Source organism: Streptomyces sp. NPDC056347 (genome assembly GCF_042262625.1).
In the GTDB taxonomy this organism is placed as follows: domain Bacteria; phylum Actinomycetota; class Actinomycetes; order Streptomycetales; family Streptomycetaceae; genus Streptomyces.
On the sequence record NZ_JBHJQP010000172.1, the window covers coordinates 1 to 16897 of the forward strand.

Consider the following 16897-nt stretch of genomic DNA (forward strand, 5'->3'; position numbering starts at 1 on the left):
GTCCGACCTGGCCGGACGGCGGGCGGGGCGGGGCCGGTGAGACGCGGTCAGTGCTCGCGTTCCAGGAGCCGTCCGGTGGGGGCGCCGACCGTGCCGTCGGCGGCGATCCGCTCGCCGCGCAGCCAGGTCGAGCGCACCACTCCGTACAGGGTCTTCCCGGCGTACGCGGTGACCTGGTTGCGGTGGAGGAGTCCGGCCGGGTCGACGGTGAACGTCGCGTCGGGGGCCAGCACCGCGAAGTCGGCGTCGCGCCCGGCCTCGATGGCGCCCTTCCGGTGCAGCCCGGCCAGCGCGGCGGGGGCGGCCGACATCCAGCGGGCGACGTCGTCGAGCGAGTGGCCGCGCCTGCGGGCCTCGGTCCAGATGGCGGGCAGGCCGAGCTGGAGGGAGGAGATCCCGCCCCAGGCGGAGGCGAAGTCGGGGGTCTTCAGGTCGGTGGTGCAGGGCGAGTGGTCGGAGACGATGCAGTCGATCGTCCCGTCGGCCAGCCCCGCCCACAGCGCGTCCTGGTTGGCGGCCTCCCGGATCGGCGGGCAGCACTTGAACTCGGTGGCGCCGTCCGGGACCTCCTCGGCGGTGAGGGTGAGGAAGTGCGGGCAGGACTCGACCGTGATCCGTACGCCCTCGCGCTTGGCGGCGGCGATCATCGGCAGGGCGTCGCCGGAGGACAGGTGCAGGACGTGGACCCGGGCGTCCAGCCGCCTGGCGTGCGCGATCAGGCCCTCGATCGCGGTGTTCTCGGCGTCGCGCGGCCGGGAGGCGAGGAAGTCGGCGTACGCGGGGCCGCTGCGCTGCGGGGCGGCGGCCAGGTGGCGCGGGTCCTCGGCGTGCACGATCAGCAGGCCGCCGAATCCGGCGATCTCCGCCATGGACCGGGCCAGCTGCTCCTGGTCGAGCTCGGGGAACTCCTCGACGCCTGAGGGCGACAGGAAGCACTTGAAGCCGAACACCCCGGCCTCGTACAGCGGTCGCAGGTCCTTGACGTTGGAGGGGATCGCGCCGCCCCAGAAGCCGGTGTCGATGTGGGCCTTCGGTGCGGCGACCCGCTGCTTGGTGCGCAGGTGGTCGACGGTGGTGGTCGGGGGCAGCGAGTTGAGCGGCATGTCGAGCAGGGTGGTGATGCCGCCCGCCGCCGCCGCGCGGGTGGCGGTGTGGAAGCCTTCCCACTCGGTGCGGCCCGGGTCGTTCACATGGACATGGGTATCGACGAACCCGGGCAGCAGGACGTCGTCGCCGAAGTCCTCCAGCCGGGCACCGGCCGGCACCTCGGCGTCGTACGGCAGGACGGCGTCGATCCTCCCGCCGGCGACGGCGACCGCGGCGGGGCGCGTCCCGTCCGGGGTGACGACACGCGTCGAGCGCAGTACCAGGTTCACGTCCGCACCGGACATCCGTGCTCCTCACTTCGGGCCTTCGAACGCTGAAGAATTCAACGAACTGTTGAAGGAGTTTTCACTCGGGCCGCGAACCCGTCAAGACCCTGGCCCCCGCACCGGGCCGCCGCACGGACGCCCCTCACTCGCATCTGTAGATTTCCACAAAGTAGAAGTCAACTTTCGTAGTATGGAATGTAGCATGGAACCAGTGCGGCCCCCGGACGCCGCCCCTCCTCCTGCCGACACCGGGACAAACGGTCCCTGACCGGCCAGGACTCCGCACCCGGAGCAGTGCGCCGACCGGGAACCGCCCGGTAGGCTGCTGGGTGCCTCGCCGGGCGGGGCACCCGCTCTTCCGCCTCGAAAGGACCGTTGACGTGCCGCCGTCCCACGCCAGCACATCCGACTCCAAGCCCGCCGCGCCGAGCGGTGGTGTGCAGTCCCTTGAGCGAGCCTTCGATCTGCTGGAGCGGATGGCGGACGCGGGGGGCGAGGTCGGGCTGAGCGAGCTCTCCGCGAGCAGCGGGCTCCCGCTGCCCACCATCCACCGCCTGATGCGCACGCTGGTGCTCTGCGGATACGTGCGCCAGCAGCCCAACCGGCGCTACGCGCTGGGCCCCCGGCTGATCCGGCTCGGTGAGTCCGCGTCCCGACTGCTCGGCACCTGGGCCCGCCCGTACCTGGCGCGGCTGGTCGAGGAGACCGGCGAGACCGCGAACATGGCACTGCTCGACGGCGACGAGATCGTCTACGTGGCCCAGGTGCCCTCCAAGCACTCGATGCGCATGTTCACCGAGGTGGGCCGCCGGGTGCTGCCGCACTCCACCGGGGTCGGCAAGGCACTGCTGGCCCATACGCCCGCGGAGGAGGTGCGCGCCCTGCTCGCCCGTACCGGCATGCCCGCCGCCACCGAGAAGACGATCACCACGCCCGAGGGCTTCCTGGACGCGCTGGAGCAGGTCCGCCGGGTCGGTTACGCGGTCGACGACAACGAGCAGGAGATCGGGGTCCGCTGCCTGGCGGTCTCCGTGCCGGACTCCCCCACCTCGGCCGCGATCTCGATCTCCGGTCCGGCGGGCCGGGTGACGGACGCCGCGACGGAGCGGATCGTGCCGATCCTCCAGCAGGCGGCGCGCGACCTCTCCGAGGCGCTGGCGAGCAGCGGCACCACGGGCTGAGCACGCCGGGAGGGGGCGGCCGGGCGGCCGCCCCCTCCTTCCTTGTCCCCGCGGGGTCAGACCGGCTCGGGCACGGTCAGGCGCCCGTCGTCCATCCGGACCGTGCGGTCCACCCGGTCCAGATGGGTCCGGTCGTGGGTGACCAGCACCGTCGCTGTTGACCGCTCCCGGACCAGCCTCACCAGCAGGTCGAGCACGGCGGCTCCCCGCTCGTGGTCGAGGGCACTGGTCGGCTCGTCCACGAGCAGCACCTCCGGTTCGTTCATCAGGGCCCGCGCGATGTTGACCCGCTGCCGCTGGCCGCCCGAGAGCTGATGGGGCCTGCGCCCGGCCTGGTCCGCGAGGCCGACCGCGTCCAGCAGCTCCATCGCCCGTTCCCGGGACCGGCGTACCGCGCCGCCCGAGAGGTGGGTCATCACCTGGAGCTGTTCGGCGGCCGTGAGCGAGGGCAGCAGGTTCGGCTGCTGGAAGACGATCCCGATGTGCGCGCGCCGCAGCTCCGCCTGCGCCGCCCGGTCCAGGCCGGAGGTCTCCCGGCCCGCGACCTCCACCCGGCCGGAGTCGGGGGTGACCAGCGTCGCCGCCACCGCGAGCAGGCTGGACTTGCCGGAGCCGGACGGCCCGACCACCGCGGTGAGCGTGCCCGCGGGAACCTCCAGCGAGACCCGGTCGAGAGCGGTGAGCCGGCCGTCGCCGTCGGGGTAGGTGAGGGTGACGTCGCAGAGGGTGAGGGTCATCGGGCACTCCCGAGTGCGGTGAGCGGGTCGACGGCGGTGATCCGCCGGATGGACAGGGCCGCCCCGAGCGCGCCGAGGACGATCATCACGGCGGCCGGCACCAGCACGGTCGAGGGGTCGAGGACGAACGGCACGGCTCCGCCGCTGATCAGGGCGCCGATCCCGGCGGCGAGCGCGGTGCCCGCGCCGGTGCCGAGGGCGAGCATCACCACGGCCTGCCCGAGCGCGTCGCGCAGCAGGTAGCGGGTGGAGGCGCCGAGCGCCTTCAGCACGGCGACGTCACCGCTGCGCTGGATCGTCCAGACGGTGAAGAAGGCCCCGATGACCAGGGCGGAGATGGCGAAGAGGAAACCGCGCATCAGCTGGAGCGAGCCGTTCTCGGCCTGGTAGGAGCCGATCGCGGTGAGGGAGTCGGCGCGCGAGAGCGTGCTGGTGCCCGCCGCCTTGTCGCCCGCGGCGAGATCGGCGCCGCCGCCGGTGGTCAGGGCGATCACCGTGGCGTGCGGCCCCCGGCCGCCGCCGTCGCCGCCCAGGTGCTGCCAGTCGTCGAGCGAGACCCACACCACCGAGGTGTGGCTGTAGGAGGCGTCGCCCGCGACGGCGGCGACGGTGACCTCCGTGGAGCCCAGCCGCAGCCGGTCACCGGGCCCGGCCGCCAGATCGTCGGCGGCCCCCTCGGAGAGGACCACCCGCCCGGCACCGACCCGGGTGCCGGGCGGGGTCAGGCCCCCGTCCGGCTCGACCCCGAACGCGGAGACCGCCGAGGTGTGCCCGCCCCGGCCCGCGGCGTTGAGGGTGCGGATGCCGAGCGGCTGGGCGGCCTCCACCCCCGGGCGCCCGGCCCAGCTCCGCCAGGCGCGCTCATCGACGACCGAGTCGGTGAAGGACACCGAGCGGCCGTCGGGCGGGGCGGCGAAGGCCAGGTGGTCGGCGGCCAGCCCGGTGACGGCCGAGGTGTTCTCCCGGGCCAGACCCGCGGTGAGACCGGACAGCAGACCCACGAGCAGCGTGATCAGCACCACGACCGTGCCCATGAGCGCGAACCGGCCCTTGGCGAAACGGAGATCTCTCCATGCGACGAACATGCCCCCAGCCTCGTCGTCCGGGCCCCCGGAGACATCGCACCCGGGTGGGGCCCGACATCAACCTTTCGATTGACCGGCCCCCGGTACCCCGCGTCTACGCTGGACGCATCATGGACTCCCGTACCCACCCCCCGGTCGCCACCGCGCTGCGGCTCTGCCTGCACGCGTTGCTGGCCGGGCTGCTGGCGCTCGCGGTCGTACGGGCCGTCGGCGACGACGCGCCGCGGGCCGGTGCCGTCGTCGTGGTCGCCTGTCTGATGGCCGCCCTGTACGCGGCGGGCGCGCTCGCGCCCGCCGTACAGCCGCGCACCAGGGCTGCGGCGGTGTGGCTGGCGCTGCTGGGCGCGGTGTGGCTGGCGCTGCTCGTCCTGTCCCCGGAAGCGCTCTGGGTGGCCTTCCCGCTCTACTTCCTCCAGCTGCACCTGCTGCCGACCCGCTGGGCGCTGCCCGTCGTCGCGGTCACCGCGGCCGCCGCCATCGCCTGCTTCCTCTGGCACGGCCAGGCCGTCAACCCGGGCACCTTCATCGGACCGCTGCTCGGCGCGGCGGTCGCGGTGGCGACGGTCCTCGGCTACGAGGCGCTGTTCCGGGAGAGCGAGCGGCGCCGTCAGCTCATCGAGGAGCTGATGTCGACGCGGGCGGAGCTGGCCGAGGCGGAGCGCACCGCGGGCACCCTCGCCGAGCGGGAGCGGCTGGCCCGCGAGATCCACGACACCCTCGCCCAGGGCCTCTCCAGCATCCAGCTGCTGCTGCGCGCCGCCGAGCGCACCCTGCCCGACGATGCCCCCGCCACCGCGCATGTGCGCCGGGCCCGCGAGGCCGCCCAGGAGAACCTCGCCGAGGCCCGCCGCTTCGTCCGCGCCCTGTCACCGCCGGATCTGGCGAACGGCTCACTGGCCGCCGCACTGGAGCGCCTTTCGTCCCGTACGACGGGCCCCGGCCTCACCGTGCAGTTCGCGGTGAGCGGCACACCGGTGGAGCTGCCCACCCCGTACGAGGTGGCACTGCTGCGCACCGCCCAGTCGGCGCTGGCCAACACGGTGCGGCACGCCGACGCCGGGCGCGCGGAGATCACCCTGAGCTTCATGGGCACCTCGGTCTCGCTGGACGTGGTCGACGACGGCCGGGGGTTCACCCCGGGGCTCGGCCCGGCCGCGGCGGACCGCGACACCGGGGGCTTCGGCCTGCCCGCGATGCGGGCCCGGGCCCGTTCGCTGGGCGGCACACTCAGCGTCGAATCGGGCCCCGGTCAGGGCACCGCCGTCGCCCTCACCCTTCCGCTCCCCCTCCCCGACGGCCGGCCAGGACAGGACGCCGCATGAACACCTCCCCCGCCGCCCCCGTCCGGCTGCTGCTCGCCGACGACCACCCGGTGGTACGGGCGGGGCTGCGGGCCGTGCTCGACGCCGAGCCCGGCCTGGTCGTGGCCGGTGAGGCCGCCACCGCCGAGCAGGCCGTCGAGCTGGCCGCGGCCGGCGGCTACGACGTCGTGCTGATGGACCTGCAGTTCGGTGCGGGCATGCACGGCTCGCAGGCCACCGCGGCGATCACGGCCCGTCCGGACGCCCCCCGGGTGCTGATCCTGACCACGTACGACTCGGACGCCGACATCCTGGCGGCGGTCGAGGCGGGGGCCGCCGGTTATCTGCTGAAGGACGCCCCGCCGGAGGAGCTGGCGGCGGCGGTGCGTACCGCCGCGGCGGGCCGCTCGGCGCTCGCTCCGGCCGTCGCGCACCGTCTGATGGACCGGATGCGCACGCCCGCGGAGGCGCTCACCAAGCGTGAGCTGGAAGTGCTGCAACTCGTCGGCGAGGGGCTGTCGAACCTGCAGATCAGCAAGCGGCTCTTCCTCAGCCAGGCGACGGTGAAGTCACACCTGGTGCACATCTACGCCAAGCTGGGCGTGGACTCGCGCACCTCGGCGGTCGCGGCGGCGACGGCCCGCCGGCTCATCCGCCGCTGACCCGGCGGCGGACTGCCTCAGCCGCGCGGCGGCTCGCCGAAGAGATCGACGGCGACCCGCACGTCCCGCAGGGCGGCGGCCAGGGCGCTGACCGATCCGATCGAGCCAGCGATCAGCAGCAGGGAACGGCGCATCCTGGCGATCTCGGGGACACCCTGCGTCGCCATCGCGTCCAGCGCCGCCAGTTCGTCCTCGGCGATGCTCCGGTCGGGGAATTCCGCGGGGTGCCCGGCCAGGGCGCGACGCAGCCGGGAGACGGCCGTGCGCAGCTCGCTCACCCTCGGGTCCTCGGCGCTGCCGGTGACCCGCTTCTGTCCCACGCTTCGCAACAAAGCACTCCCCCTTGCACATCTTTGTGCCGGTGTTCCGACCGGTCGACGCAGCATGGTCAAGTATCCGGGCGTGCGCGCAAGTTAACGCCATGACAGGTACCGAGCGCCACTCCACGGACCGAATTCGGGGTCTCCCGTAAGGGTGATCTCCATGTCGTCCGGTGGACACCGTTCCGGTCCGCGGGGTTCCGCGCTTGCTTACGCGAAGGGTGTGCGAAGGGTGCGCGAAGCGCGATCGGGGGCCGCGGGAGAGGCACGCGGGGTGCGCGGCCGGGGCCGTTGGGGTATCCAGGCCGCATGACTGCGACAACGACACCGCCGCGCGTCGCCGGGCTGCTGCTCGCCGCGGGCGGCGGGCGGCGCTTGGGCGGCCGGCCCAAGGCCCTGCTCGAACACCATGGCCGCCCCCTGGTGGAGCACGCGGTGCGGGTGCTCCGGGAGGGCGGCTGCGACCCGGTCCAGGTGGTGCTGGGCGCGGCCGCGGACACGGTCCTGGAGCGGGCGGAGCTCGGCGGCTGCGGGGTGACGGTGAATCCCGGATGGGCCGAGGGCATGGGTTCCTCGCTGCGCGCCGGGCTGGCGGCGCTGGCCGGCTCCGGGGCGGACGCGGTGCTCGTCCTCCTGGTCGACCAGCCGGGCATCGGGGCCGAGGCGGTGGCCCGGGTACGCAGGGCCCATCCCTCGCGGGGCGGGATCGCGGCGGCGGCGTACGGCGGGGAGCGCGGTCATCCGGTGCTGTTCGGGGCGGAGCTGTGGGCCCGGGTCGCGGCGGGGGCGGTGGGCGACCGGGGCGCCCGGGGGTTTCTGCGGGCGCACCGCGATGCGATCACGCTCGTCGAGTGTTCCGATGTGGCCGAGGCGTACGACATCGACACGGAGGCGGACCTGGAACACCTCCGGTGACGGCGCTGGCACGCTGCGCCAGCGCGGGGCCACTTCTGTCGACCCGGAGAATCTCGACATCAACAAACCATTGAACTTCCACCATGAGGAAACTAATATCCACTGATCAGAAGCCCTCTGCACCCCAGACGGCCTCCACACCCGTATCCCGGAGCCCTGGCACGCCGTGCCATTCCAGGCGCCCCGGCGGCCCGAGGCGCCGCCCGCACCGCCCGCTGAAGGAGTGACCGCTCATGTCCGCACCAGCGCCGTCCCCGCTGGCCATCGTCGATGCCGAGCCCCTGCCCCGGCAGGACGAGGTCCTGACCGACGCGGCCCTCGCGTTCGTGGCCGAGCTGCACCGGCGGTTCACGCCCCGCCGTGACGAACTGCTCGCCCGCCGCGGTGAGCGTCGCGCCGAGATCGCCCGTACCTCCACGCTGGACTTCCTGCCCGAGACGGCGGCGGTCCGCGCGGACGACTCCTGGAAGGTCGCCCCGGCCCCGGCCGCGCTGAACGACCGCCGGGTGGAGATCACCGGTCCGACCGACCGCAAGATGACGATCAACGCGCTGAACTCGGGCGCGCGGGTCTGGCTCGCCGACTTCGAGGACGCGTCCGCCCCCACCTGGGAGAACGTCATCCTCGGCCAGCTCAATCTGATGGACGCCTACCGCCGCGAGATCGACTTCACCGACGCGCGGACCGGCAAGTCGTACGCCCTGAAGCCCGCCGAGGAGCTCGCCACGGTCGTGGCCCGCCCCCGCGGCTGGCACCTGAACGAGCGTCACCTCCAGCTCGACGGCACCCCGGTGCCCGGCGCGCTGGTCGACTTCGGGCTCTACTTCTTCCACAACGCCCAGCGCCTGATCGACCTCGGCAAGGGCCCGTACTTCTACCTCCCGAAGACGGAGTCGCACCTGGAGGCCCGCCTCTGGAACGACATCTTCGTCTTCGCCCAGGACTACGTCGGCATCCCGCAGGGCACGGTCCGCGCCACCGTGCTGATCGAGACGATCACCGCCGCGTACGAGATGGAGGAGATCCTCTACGAGCTCCGCGACCACGCCTCGGGGCTGAACGCGGGACGCTGGGACTATCTCTTCTCCATCGTCAAGAACTTCCGCGACGGCGGCACCAAGTTCGTCCTGCCGGACCGCAACGCGGTGACGATGACCGCCCCCTTCATGCGGGCGTACACCGAGCTGCTCGTGCGCACCTGCCACAAGCGCGGCGCGCATGCCATCGGCGGCATGGCCGCGTTCATCCCCTCCCGCCGCGACGCCGAGGTCAACAAGGTCGCGTTCGAGAAGGTCAAGGCCGACAAGGACCGCGAGGCGAACGACGGCTTCGACGGCTCCTGGGTCGCCCACCCGGACCTGGTCCCGATCGCCATGGCCTCCTTCGACGCGGTGCTCGGCGAGAAGCCGAACCAGAAGGACCGGCTGCGCGAGGACGTCTCGGTGGCCGCGGGCGACCTGATCGCCATCGACACCCTGGACGCCAGGCCGACCTCCGAGGGGCTGCGCAACGCGGTCGCGGTCGGCATCCGTTACATCGAGGCATGGCTGCGCGGACTGGGCGCGGTCGCCATCTTCAACCTGATGGAGGACGCCGCCACCGCGGAGATCTCCCGCTCGCAGATCTGGCAGTGGATCAACGCGGACGTGGTCTTCGAGAACGGCGAGCACGCCACGGCGGAGCTGGCCCGCACGGTCGCGGCCGGTGAACTCGCCGCGATCCGTGCCGAGATCGGCGAGGAGGCCTTCGCCGCGGGCAAGTGGCAGCAGGCCCACGACCTGCTGCTCCAGGTCGCACTCGACCAGGACTACGCGGACTTCCTGACCCTCCCGGCGTACGAGCAGCTGGGCTGACCGGCCCGTACACCGGCACACCTCCGCCCCGGCACGCACAGCGCCGGGGCGGAGGTGCGTCCGGGGACCGGGGTCAGGAGGCGGATGCCGCCATGTCCGCCTTGACGGCCGAGGCGTCGAGCGAGGCGAGCACGGTCGCGGGGTCGCCGCCGTGCATCACCGCCCGTGCGGCCTCGGTACGGATGGCGCCCCGGACGGTGGGCCAGGAGCGCAGGTTGACCGGGGAGAACTCCGCCTCCGTGAGCTGCTCGATGAACGGGGTGAGCGGCTGGTCCTCCGCCTGGCCGGTCGCCGCGTCGGAGGCGGAGTACGTCACCGGCAGCGCGGACGCGCCGCCGCCGTACGCCTCGGCGGACTTGCCGCCGTAGAGGTAGGAGAGGAAGGTGCCGCACTCCTTGCGGTGGTCGCCCCGCTTGAACGCCATCAGCCAGTCGCTGATCCCCACCGGCGGGGCCTCACCGCCGTCCTTCTTGGGGAACGCGACGTGGGCGTAGGGGAGTTTCGCCTGGTCTGCGGCGCCCATCAGCATCGGGTGGCCGACCAGCATGCCCATCTGCCCCCGCATGAACTGCGCGTACGCGTCGGTCCGGTTGAGCTTCGACGGGTCGGCGCCGGCCAGCCCCGGCGCGACCAGCTCGTCCCGCAGCCAGGTCAGCGCCTCGGCGTTCTCCGGCTTCTCGAAGTCGTACTCCCCCGACTCCCCGGTGAACCCGCCGCCGTTCCCGAGCACCCAGGTCAGCATCTCGTCCTCGGCGGCCTCGGGCCCGAGCTGGAGCCCGTACGGCGTCCGCACCCCGATCGCCTTCAGCCCCTCGGCGGCCTTCCGCAGCTCGGCCCAGGAGGTGGGGGCGGTGACGCGGGCCCGCCGGAAGAGCTCCTTGTTGTAGAAGAGCCGGGGCGTGCTGGCGAGGAAGGGGATGCCGTACGTGGCGATGTCGACCGTGCCGGCCTCGGTGAAGGAGCGGATGAAGTCGGCCTGGGTGGAGATGTTGAACAGCTCGGCCATGCTGTAGAGGCGGCCGTCCTCGGCGTACGGCGCGAAGATGTTGGACTGCGCGATGTCGGGCGCCCGGCCCTCCTCGACCCGCTGGGCGAGCACTTTGTCGATCTTGGTGTACGAGACCCGCTCCAGCTCGATCCGGATCCGGGGGTTCTCCTTCTCGAAGGCGGTGACGACGTCGTCCCACTGGTCCCCGAGCGAGGCACCGATGCTCTTCTCGTAACTGGCCACGAGCAGATGGAGTTTCACGTCCTTGCCCGACGAACAGCCGGTGAGCCCGAGCGCCGCCGTGGTGCCGGCCAGGCCGGCCGTCTTGAGAAGGAACTGCCGCCGACGCACCGCTCTTGCCACCTCTTGCTCGTCCTGCCCTGCACTCCTGGCAGATTCTGCCACATGGGCAATATCTGCCTGCCGGTTGCGGTGGCGTCAGGACATAACCTGGGCGGCATGCACGGTGGCTCGTTGACAGAGCGGCGCAAGGCCGCGACCCGGCTCGACATCGCCCGTACGGCGGCGGCGCTCTTCGTGGAGCGGGGGCTGCGGACCACGCGCGCCGAGGACATCGCACGCGCCGCGGGTGTCGCCCCGCGCACCTTCTACCGCTACTTCGCGACCAAGGAGGAGGCCATCACCCCACTCCTGGCGGTCGGGGCCAGGCAGTGGGTGGAGGCGGTGCGGGACGCGCCCGCGGACCTTTCGGTGCCCGACGCGCTGCGGCACGCGGCGGCCCGCGCGCTGGCCCCGGCACCCGGTGACACGGCGGCCGCGGAGTCGCTGGAGTGGGTGAGGTCGCTGCTGCGGATGGGGGCGGAGAGCCCGGCTCTCCAGTCGGTGTGGAACGACGCCTGCCATGACGCGGACGCCACCTTGGCGGTCGTCCTCGCGGCGCGCGCCGGGCTTCCGGACGGGGCGGGGTCGCTGGAGATCCGGCTGATGGCCGGGGTGGCCGGGGCGGCGGTGCGCGCGGCGGTGGAGACCTGGGCGGCCGACGACGCCCCGGCCGAGGGGCCGCGGGGCCCCGCCGCCCTGGCCGAACGCTGTCTGGTCGCCGCGGCGGGCGTGCTGGGCGGCCTCTGATCCCGCCACCCCCGCCGGAACACGACAGGGGCGGTACACGCAGCCCCGCGGCTGCGCGTACCGGCCCGGCGTTCTACCGGAGGGCGTCCGCCGTCACTTCAGGCCGTTGTCGAGCGCGTTCATCAGGGTGCCCTGCGGGGTGTCCCCGGACATCTCCCAGACCATCGCGCCCAGCAGGCCCTTGGACTTCACGTAGTCCGTCTTCTTGCCGATGGACCAGGTGTCGTCGAAGGACCACCACTGGTTGCCGGTGTAGCCGTACGTCGACACCGACTGTTCGTCGTGGTGGACCGTCATCGTCGGGAACGCGCCGATGAGGTTGGCGTAGCCGCGGGTACCGGCCTCCTCGGCGAACTGGCCGGGTGCGGCGCCGCCCGCCGGCTGCCACTCGCCCGCGGCCCCGCCGTCCGTGACGTTCTGCCAGCCGCGCCCGTAGAACGGGATGCCGAGGGTCAGCTTGCGGGGCTCGACGCCCGCGTCGGTGTACTTCTTGATGGCGGTGTCCGCGCTGAAGTGGAAGTCGTAGGGGTCCTGCTCGTCGTTGTAGAGGTTGGCCTGGTGGCCGGTGCGGTCGGGCTCCCAGGAGTTGTCGCTGCCGGAGCCGTGGAAGTCGTAGCCCTGGACGTTCGCCACGTCGAGGGAGTCGAAGACCTTGCCCAGGTCCCAGCCCTCGTCGATCTTCTGCGGGTCGGCGGGGGTGAAGGCGGTGAGCAGCCGGTGGCCGCCGCCGAGGGCGTCGAGCTGCTTGCGGAATTCGGCGAGCAGCAGGGTCAGGTTGTCCTTGTCGTCGGGCGAGTAGTGGTTGCCGGGGTGCCCGGTGCCGGTGCCCGGCCACTCCCAGTCGACGTCGAAGCCGTCGAAGATCCCGGCGGCGGTGCCGGGGCCGCCCGCGCCGTTGTACGAGGGCAGGTTGCCCTTGATGTACATGTCGATGCAGGAGGAGACGAACTTCTTGCGGGCCGCGTCGGTGGCCGCCACGTCGGAGAAGTACTTGGAGTAGGTCCAGCCGCCGAGCGAGACGACGATCTTCAGGTTCGGGTGGAGCTTCTTGAGCTTCTTGAGCTGGTTGAAGTTTCCGCGCAGGGTTCCCCAGCCGTCGTCCGCGACGCCGTCGACGGACTGGGCGGCGCTGAACGGGCGCGCGTAGTCGGCGTCGGCGTCACCGGCGCCGGTGCCCTGCTCGGGGTCCTGCGGGTCGGCGGTGGTGCCCTTGGTGACACCGTTCAGGCAGGTCAGGTTGTTGGGGTCGATGTTGGCGAAGGCGTAGTTGACGATGTCGAGCTTGTCGGCTGCGCCCGAGTCGTGCAGGTTCTTGACGAAGTACTGGCGGCCGTAGATGCCCCACTGGACGAAGTAGCCGACCTTGGCGTAGTTGCCCGCGCCGGCGATGTCGTCGGTCTTCACCTTGAGCGCGGCGCTGGCCGGGGACTCGTTGTCGGCGGCGTCGCGGGCCTTGACGGTGAAGGTGTACGACGTCGCGGGCGAGAGTCCGCCGATGGTGGCGGTGGTCGTGGTGCCGGAGACGGTGGTGGCCTTCGTCCCGTCCCGGTAGATGTCGTAGGCGGCGACGCGCTGGTTGTCCGTGGCGGCGGTCCAGGCCAGCGTGACGGACGAGGAGTCGGTCGCCGTGGCGTGCGGCGTGCCCGGCGCGGTGGGCGGGGAGGTGTCGGTGGCCGGGTCGACGGTGGTGACGGTCAGCGGGGCGCTCTGGGCGGAGGTGTTGCCGCGGGTGTCCTTGGCCCGGACCGTGAAGGAGTACGCGGTGGCCGGGGACAGTCCGGTGACGGTGGCGGAGGTCGTCGCGGTGGCCGAGCCCACCTCCTTGCCGTCGGCCAGGATGTCGTACGACGCCACGGGGAAGTCCCCGGCCCGGGCGGCCGTCCAGGACAGCGAGGCGGTGCGGGCGGTGACGTCGGTCTGCTTCAGCCCGCCGGGCGCGCCGGGCGGCACGTCCGCCGCGCCGTCGCACTTGTCGCCGTTGATCCGGCAGCCGGACGGTTCGGCGATCGGCCCGTTGGCCACGAACCAGAAGCTGTACGGCTCGCTGGTGCTGTGCGCGCCGACGGTGCCGTTGTAGTGGGCGTTGACCGCGGTGATGTGGCTGCCCTGGGTGGTGACGGTGCCGTTGTAAGAGGTGTCGATGGTGACCCCGCTCGGCAGGTCGAACTCCAGGCTCCAGCCGGTCACGGCGGTGTCGGTGTCGTTGTGCAGGACGTAGGTGCCCTTCCACCACGAGCCGTTGTCGGCCGAGCTGAAGACGGCCGTCAGCTTGCCCGCGGCGTGGGCGGGGACGGCCTGGAGCGAGAGCAGGGCGAGGAGCAGACCGAGAACGGCGACGAGCGCGGTCGCCGTTCTCCGCCCGAGGGGCATGTGCTCGAACATGGTGTTCTCCCTTGGGGCAGGGACCGGTGAGGCGGTCCTGAGGGGGAGCCGGATGCTTCCTTGGTGCCATGGAGCACAGCGGAACCTAAAAGGTCTGGACCAACTCGTCAATAGGTACAGACCAATCGCGGGTAAAGTCCGCTACTCCCCGAGGACCACGGTCCGTTGCGCCGAGAAGTCCCCCCACTTCCCGTCGGGCAGCTTGGCGCGGATCTTCATCGAGTAGCGGGTGCCGCGCGGGTCGGGGACGGTGAGGCGGTAGCTCGCCCGGCCCTTGGGCGGGGCGCCGCCCCAGACGATCGTGGTGGTCGGTTTCCCGTCCATGAAGAGCTGGTAGGCGGGGATCTCGCCGCCGGTCGTGGGCTGCTGCCAGTCCAGCTCGACGGAGTACCCCTTGCCCTCGGCCCGGTTGGTGATGCGCAGGTCGGTGGGGGCGGTACTGGCGGGCGCGCCCGGGGCGGAACGGGTGGTCAGGTCGACGGCGCCGCTGTCCGGCGAGGAGGTGTCGGCCGCGTCGCGGGCCCGGACGGTGAAGGTGTAGACGGTGCCGGGGCGCAGCCCGGTCAGCCGGGCCCGGGTCTCGGTGCCGGGCACGCTGTGGATGCGGGAGTCCTCCTGGTAGACGTCGTAGGCGGTGACGCCGACGTCGTCGGTCGAGCCGCCCCAGGTGAGGATCACCGACCGGCTGCCGTCCACGGTGCCGCGCAGCCAGGTCGGCCGGGTGGGCGCGCGGTGGTCGGCGGGGGTCGGGGCGGGGGTGGTGACGCGCACGGCGGCGCTCGGCGCGGAACGGTTCCCGGCGGCGTCGCGGGCCCGGACGGTGAAGGTGTGGGCGGTCGAGGCGGTCAGCCCGCCGACGTCGGTCATCACCTTGGCCGCCGGGACCGACGCGACGAGCCGTCCCGCGCGGTAGATCTCGTAGCCGGTGACACCCCGGTCGTCGGTGGACCGCTCCCACATGACGTGTACGGAGGTGGCGCTGCTCGCCTGCGCCGTCACCCGGCGCGGGACCGACGGTTCGGCCGTGTCCGGCCCGGGTCCCGAGTCACAGGCGGTGAGCGCGGCGAGGAGCAGGGCGGCGGAACAGGCCAACGCGGCGGTTGCGTGGGGGCGTTGCACGGTCGTGCCTTCCATCCGGCAGCAATGGTCCAGACCTGTATCGCACGGTGCGGGGGCCGCCGACAAGAGGGTGGAGCGGAACCTTCCGCAATGTGCCGATGTGCGTCGCCCGTTCGCCGTGGCGCACCGGTCCTGACGTACGGTCGGCCGATGCTGTGCGTACGAGGTGTGGTGCTGCCGGAGCGCGAGGAGCGCACGTTCTGGATCGACGGGGAGGTGCTGCGCGCGGGACCACCGCCCGGCGGGCGTGCCGGGCGGGACGCGGAGTGGCTCGTCGACGGCGGCTGGCTGCTGCCCGGGCTGGTCGACGTGCACACCCACCCGGGCGCGGCGGAGCCGGGCGCGCCGTTCGACGAGGAGTTGCTGCGCAGGCAGTTGACGGAGCACCGGGACGCGGGGGTGCTCGCGGTGCGCACCCCGGGCACGGCGCGGCGGATGCCCGCCTGGGTGGCCGACGACCCGGAGCTGCCCCGGGTGGCCTCGGCGGGGCGGTGGCTGGCCACTCCCGGCCGGTTCTTCCCCGGCTTCGGCCGCGATGTGAGCGAGGCGGAGCTGGTGCGGGCGGCCGTGGAGGAGGCGACGGCCTCCTCCGGCTGGTGCAAGGTCGTGGGCGACTGGGCGGCCGACGAACCGGCCGTACCACTGCCGCTGCTGACCGCGGTGGTGGACGCGGTGCACGCGGCGGGCGGCCGGGTGGCGGTGCACTGCCAGACCGCCGAGGGCACCCGCAACGCGGTACTGGCGGGCGCCGACAGCCTGGAGCACGGCATGCATCTGGACCCGGCCCTGCTGGACCGGATGGCGGCGCAGGGCACGGCGTTCGTGCCGACGCTGGCCGCCTTCGGCGCGAGCGCGGTCGCGATGCGGGCCCGGGAGCCGGGCGTACGCCGTGATCTGTGGCTGGCCGGCTGGGACGGCATGCTCGGCCATGTGCGCGCTGCCCACGAGGCGGGGGTGACGGTGCTGGCGGGGACGGACTCCTTCCCCTGCGGAACGGTCGCGGGCGAGCTGGAGTGGCTGGTACGGGCCGGCCTGCCGGCCCACGCCGCGCTCGGCGCCGCGTCCTGGACGGCGCGGGCCTGGCTCGGGCTGCCCGGCCTGACGGACGGCGCGCCCGCCGACCTCGTCGCGTACGCCACCGATCCCGTGGCGGACCCGGGCACGCTGAACCACCCGCACCGGATCGTGCTCCGCGGACGCGTCGTGCGGTGAGCGATGAGTTCGGGGGCGACGAGGAGTCAACAGGGTATGGATATCGATACGACACCCACGGCCCCCATCGACCTGGAACCCGCGGCGCGGCGGATCGCCGGGCTGCTCGACGGCATCGGCGAGCAGCAGCTGGACGGCCCCACCCCCTGCCCCGACTACGCGGTGCGCGAGCTGCTGGCCCATGTGCTCGGGCTGAGCACGGCCTTCCTCGCCGCCGCCCGCAAGAACCTCGGCCCGGCCACCGACACCCCGCCGGACGCGGGGCTCCCGGTCCTTCCCGGTGACTGGCGCGCGACCCTGCCGCCGCTGCTGGACGAGCTGGTGGCGGCCTGGCGCGATCCGGCCGCCCGGCAGGGGATGACCAGGGCGGGCGGGGTGGACCTGCCGGGCGAGGTGGCGCTGCTGGTCGTCCTGGACGAGCTGGTGATCCACGGCTGGGACCTGGCCCGGGCGACCGGCCAGGAGTACGCCGTGGACGAGCCGAGCCTGCGCGCCGCCCTGGACCTGCTGACCCCCGCGGAGGGCAAGCCCAGGGCGGAGAGTGTCTTCGGCCCGCCCGTCGCCGTCCCGGCCGATGCCCCGCTGCTCGACCGGGCGGTGGCGATGAGCGGCCGCCGCCCGGACTGGCGGCCCGGCGACTGATCCCCGCCCAGGGCCGGCCGACGCGCTCCGTACCGCGG

Annotated in this window: 15 protein-coding genes; 8 read left to right on the top strand and 7 right to left on the bottom strand. The window is 73.0% G+C overall.

What is annotated here, in order from left to right; translation table 11 throughout:
- Positions 1–47: 47 nt before the first annotated feature.
- On the bottom strand, positions 48–1391 hold the full coding sequence (gene allB, locus ACFCV8_RS29640; RefSeq protein ID WP_376688551.1) for an allantoinase AllB: 1344 nt from the start codon (positions 1389–1391) through the stop codon (positions 48–50).
- Positions 1392–1753: 362 nt separating this feature from the next.
- Here allB and ACFCV8_RS29645 point away from each other — a divergent pair, with 362 nt between their 5' ends.
- Positions 1754–2554 (top strand): IclR family transcriptional regulator, encoded by an 801-nt coding sequence (locus tag ACFCV8_RS29645; protein ID WP_376688552.1) that lies wholly within the window; start codon positions 1754–1756, stop codon positions 2552–2554.
- 56 nt (positions 2555–2610) lie between these two features.
- Here the strand turns inward: ACFCV8_RS29645 and ACFCV8_RS29650 are convergent, their stop codons facing one another.
- Complete coding sequence (locus ACFCV8_RS29650) at positions 2611–3291, bottom strand: ABC transporter ATP-binding protein (RefSeq protein WP_376688553.1); 681 nt, start codon at positions 3289–3291, stop codon at positions 2611–2613.
- Positions 3288–4376 (bottom strand): ABC transporter permease, encoded by a 1089-nt coding sequence (locus tag ACFCV8_RS29655; RefSeq protein WP_376688554.1) that lies wholly within the window; start codon positions 4374–4376, stop codon positions 3288–3290. Before ACFCV8_RS29655 ends, ACFCV8_RS29650 begins: the two co-directional genes overlap by 4 nt.
- A 110-nt stretch (positions 4377–4486) precedes the next feature.
- Between ACFCV8_RS29655 and ACFCV8_RS29660 the strand changes: the two genes are divergently transcribed.
- Positions 4487–5698 (top strand): sensor histidine kinase, encoded by a 1212-nt coding sequence (locus ACFCV8_RS29660; RefSeq protein ID WP_376688555.1) that lies wholly within the window; start codon positions 4487–4489, stop codon positions 5696–5698.
- Positions 5695–6339 (top strand): response regulator, encoded by a 645-nt coding sequence (locus ACFCV8_RS29665; RefSeq protein ID WP_376688556.1) that lies wholly within the window; start codon positions 5695–5697, stop codon positions 6337–6339. Before ACFCV8_RS29660 ends, ACFCV8_RS29665 begins: the two co-directional genes overlap by 4 nt.
- A 17-nt stretch (positions 6340–6356) precedes the next feature.
- Here the strand turns inward: ACFCV8_RS29665 and ACFCV8_RS29670 are convergent, their stop codons facing one another.
- The gene (locus ACFCV8_RS29670; RefSeq protein WP_376688557.1) at positions 6357–6659 is read right to left on the bottom strand and encodes a DUF5955 family protein; all 303 of its coding nucleotides are present in this window, start codon (positions 6657–6659) and stop codon (positions 6357–6359) included.
- 309 nt (positions 6660–6968) lie between these two features.
- Between ACFCV8_RS29670 and ACFCV8_RS29675 the strand changes: the two genes are divergently transcribed.
- Together ACFCV8_RS29675 and aceB are read left to right on the top strand one after the other, a co-directional pair.
- Positions 6969–7574, top strand: a complete 606-nt coding sequence (locus ACFCV8_RS29675; protein WP_376688558.1) for an NTP transferase domain-containing protein — start codon at positions 6969–6971, stop codon at positions 7572–7574.
- 233 nt (positions 7575–7807) lie between these two features.
- Positions 7808–9427, top strand: coding sequence for a malate synthase A (gene aceB, locus ACFCV8_RS29680; RefSeq protein ID WP_376688559.1), 1620 nt, complete (start codon positions 7808–7810; stop codon positions 9425–9427).
- A gap of 73 nt (positions 9428–9500) precedes the next feature.
- On the opposite strand, the gene ACFCV8_RS29685 is transcribed toward aceB, so the two are convergent.
- Positions 9501–10778, bottom strand: coding sequence for an ABC transporter substrate-binding protein (locus tag ACFCV8_RS29685; protein WP_376688560.1), 1278 nt, complete (start codon positions 10776–10778; stop codon positions 9501–9503).
- Positions 10779–10889: 111 nt separating this feature from the next.
- Between ACFCV8_RS29685 and ACFCV8_RS29690 the strand changes: the two genes are divergently transcribed.
- Complete coding sequence (locus ACFCV8_RS29690; RefSeq protein WP_376688561.1) at positions 10890–11504, top strand: TetR/AcrR family transcriptional regulator; 615 nt, start codon at positions 10890–10892, stop codon at positions 11502–11504.
- Between the two features lie 93 nt (positions 11505–11597).
- Here the strand turns inward: ACFCV8_RS29690 and ACFCV8_RS29695 are convergent, their stop codons facing one another.
- A complete protein-coding gene (locus ACFCV8_RS29695; RefSeq protein ID WP_376688562.1) occupies positions 11598–13886 on the bottom strand; it encodes a glycosyl hydrolase family 18 protein in 2289 nt (762 codons plus the stop codon).
- 141 nt (positions 13887–14027) lie between these two features.
- The gene (locus ACFCV8_RS29700) at positions 14028–15020 is read right to left on the bottom strand and encodes a fibronectin type III domain-containing protein (RefSeq protein ID WP_376688563.1); all 993 of its coding nucleotides are present in this window, start codon (positions 15018–15020) and stop codon (positions 14028–14030) included.
- Between the two features lie 135 nt (positions 15021–15155).
- On the opposite strand from ACFCV8_RS29700, the gene ACFCV8_RS29705 reads away from it, so the two are divergent.
- Together ACFCV8_RS29705 and ACFCV8_RS29710 are read left to right on the top strand one after the other, a co-directional pair.
- Positions 15156–16217 (top strand): amidohydrolase family protein, encoded by a 1062-nt coding sequence (locus ACFCV8_RS29705; RefSeq protein WP_376688564.1) that lies wholly within the window; start codon positions 15156–15158, stop codon positions 16215–16217.
- Positions 16218–16253: 36 nt separating this feature from the next.
- Positions 16254–16859: a TIGR03086 family metal-binding protein gene (locus tag ACFCV8_RS29710; protein ID WP_376688565.1), complete on the top strand. Its 606-nt coding sequence runs from the start codon at positions 16254–16256 to the stop codon at positions 16857–16859.
- Positions 16860–16897: the final 38 nt, after the last annotated feature.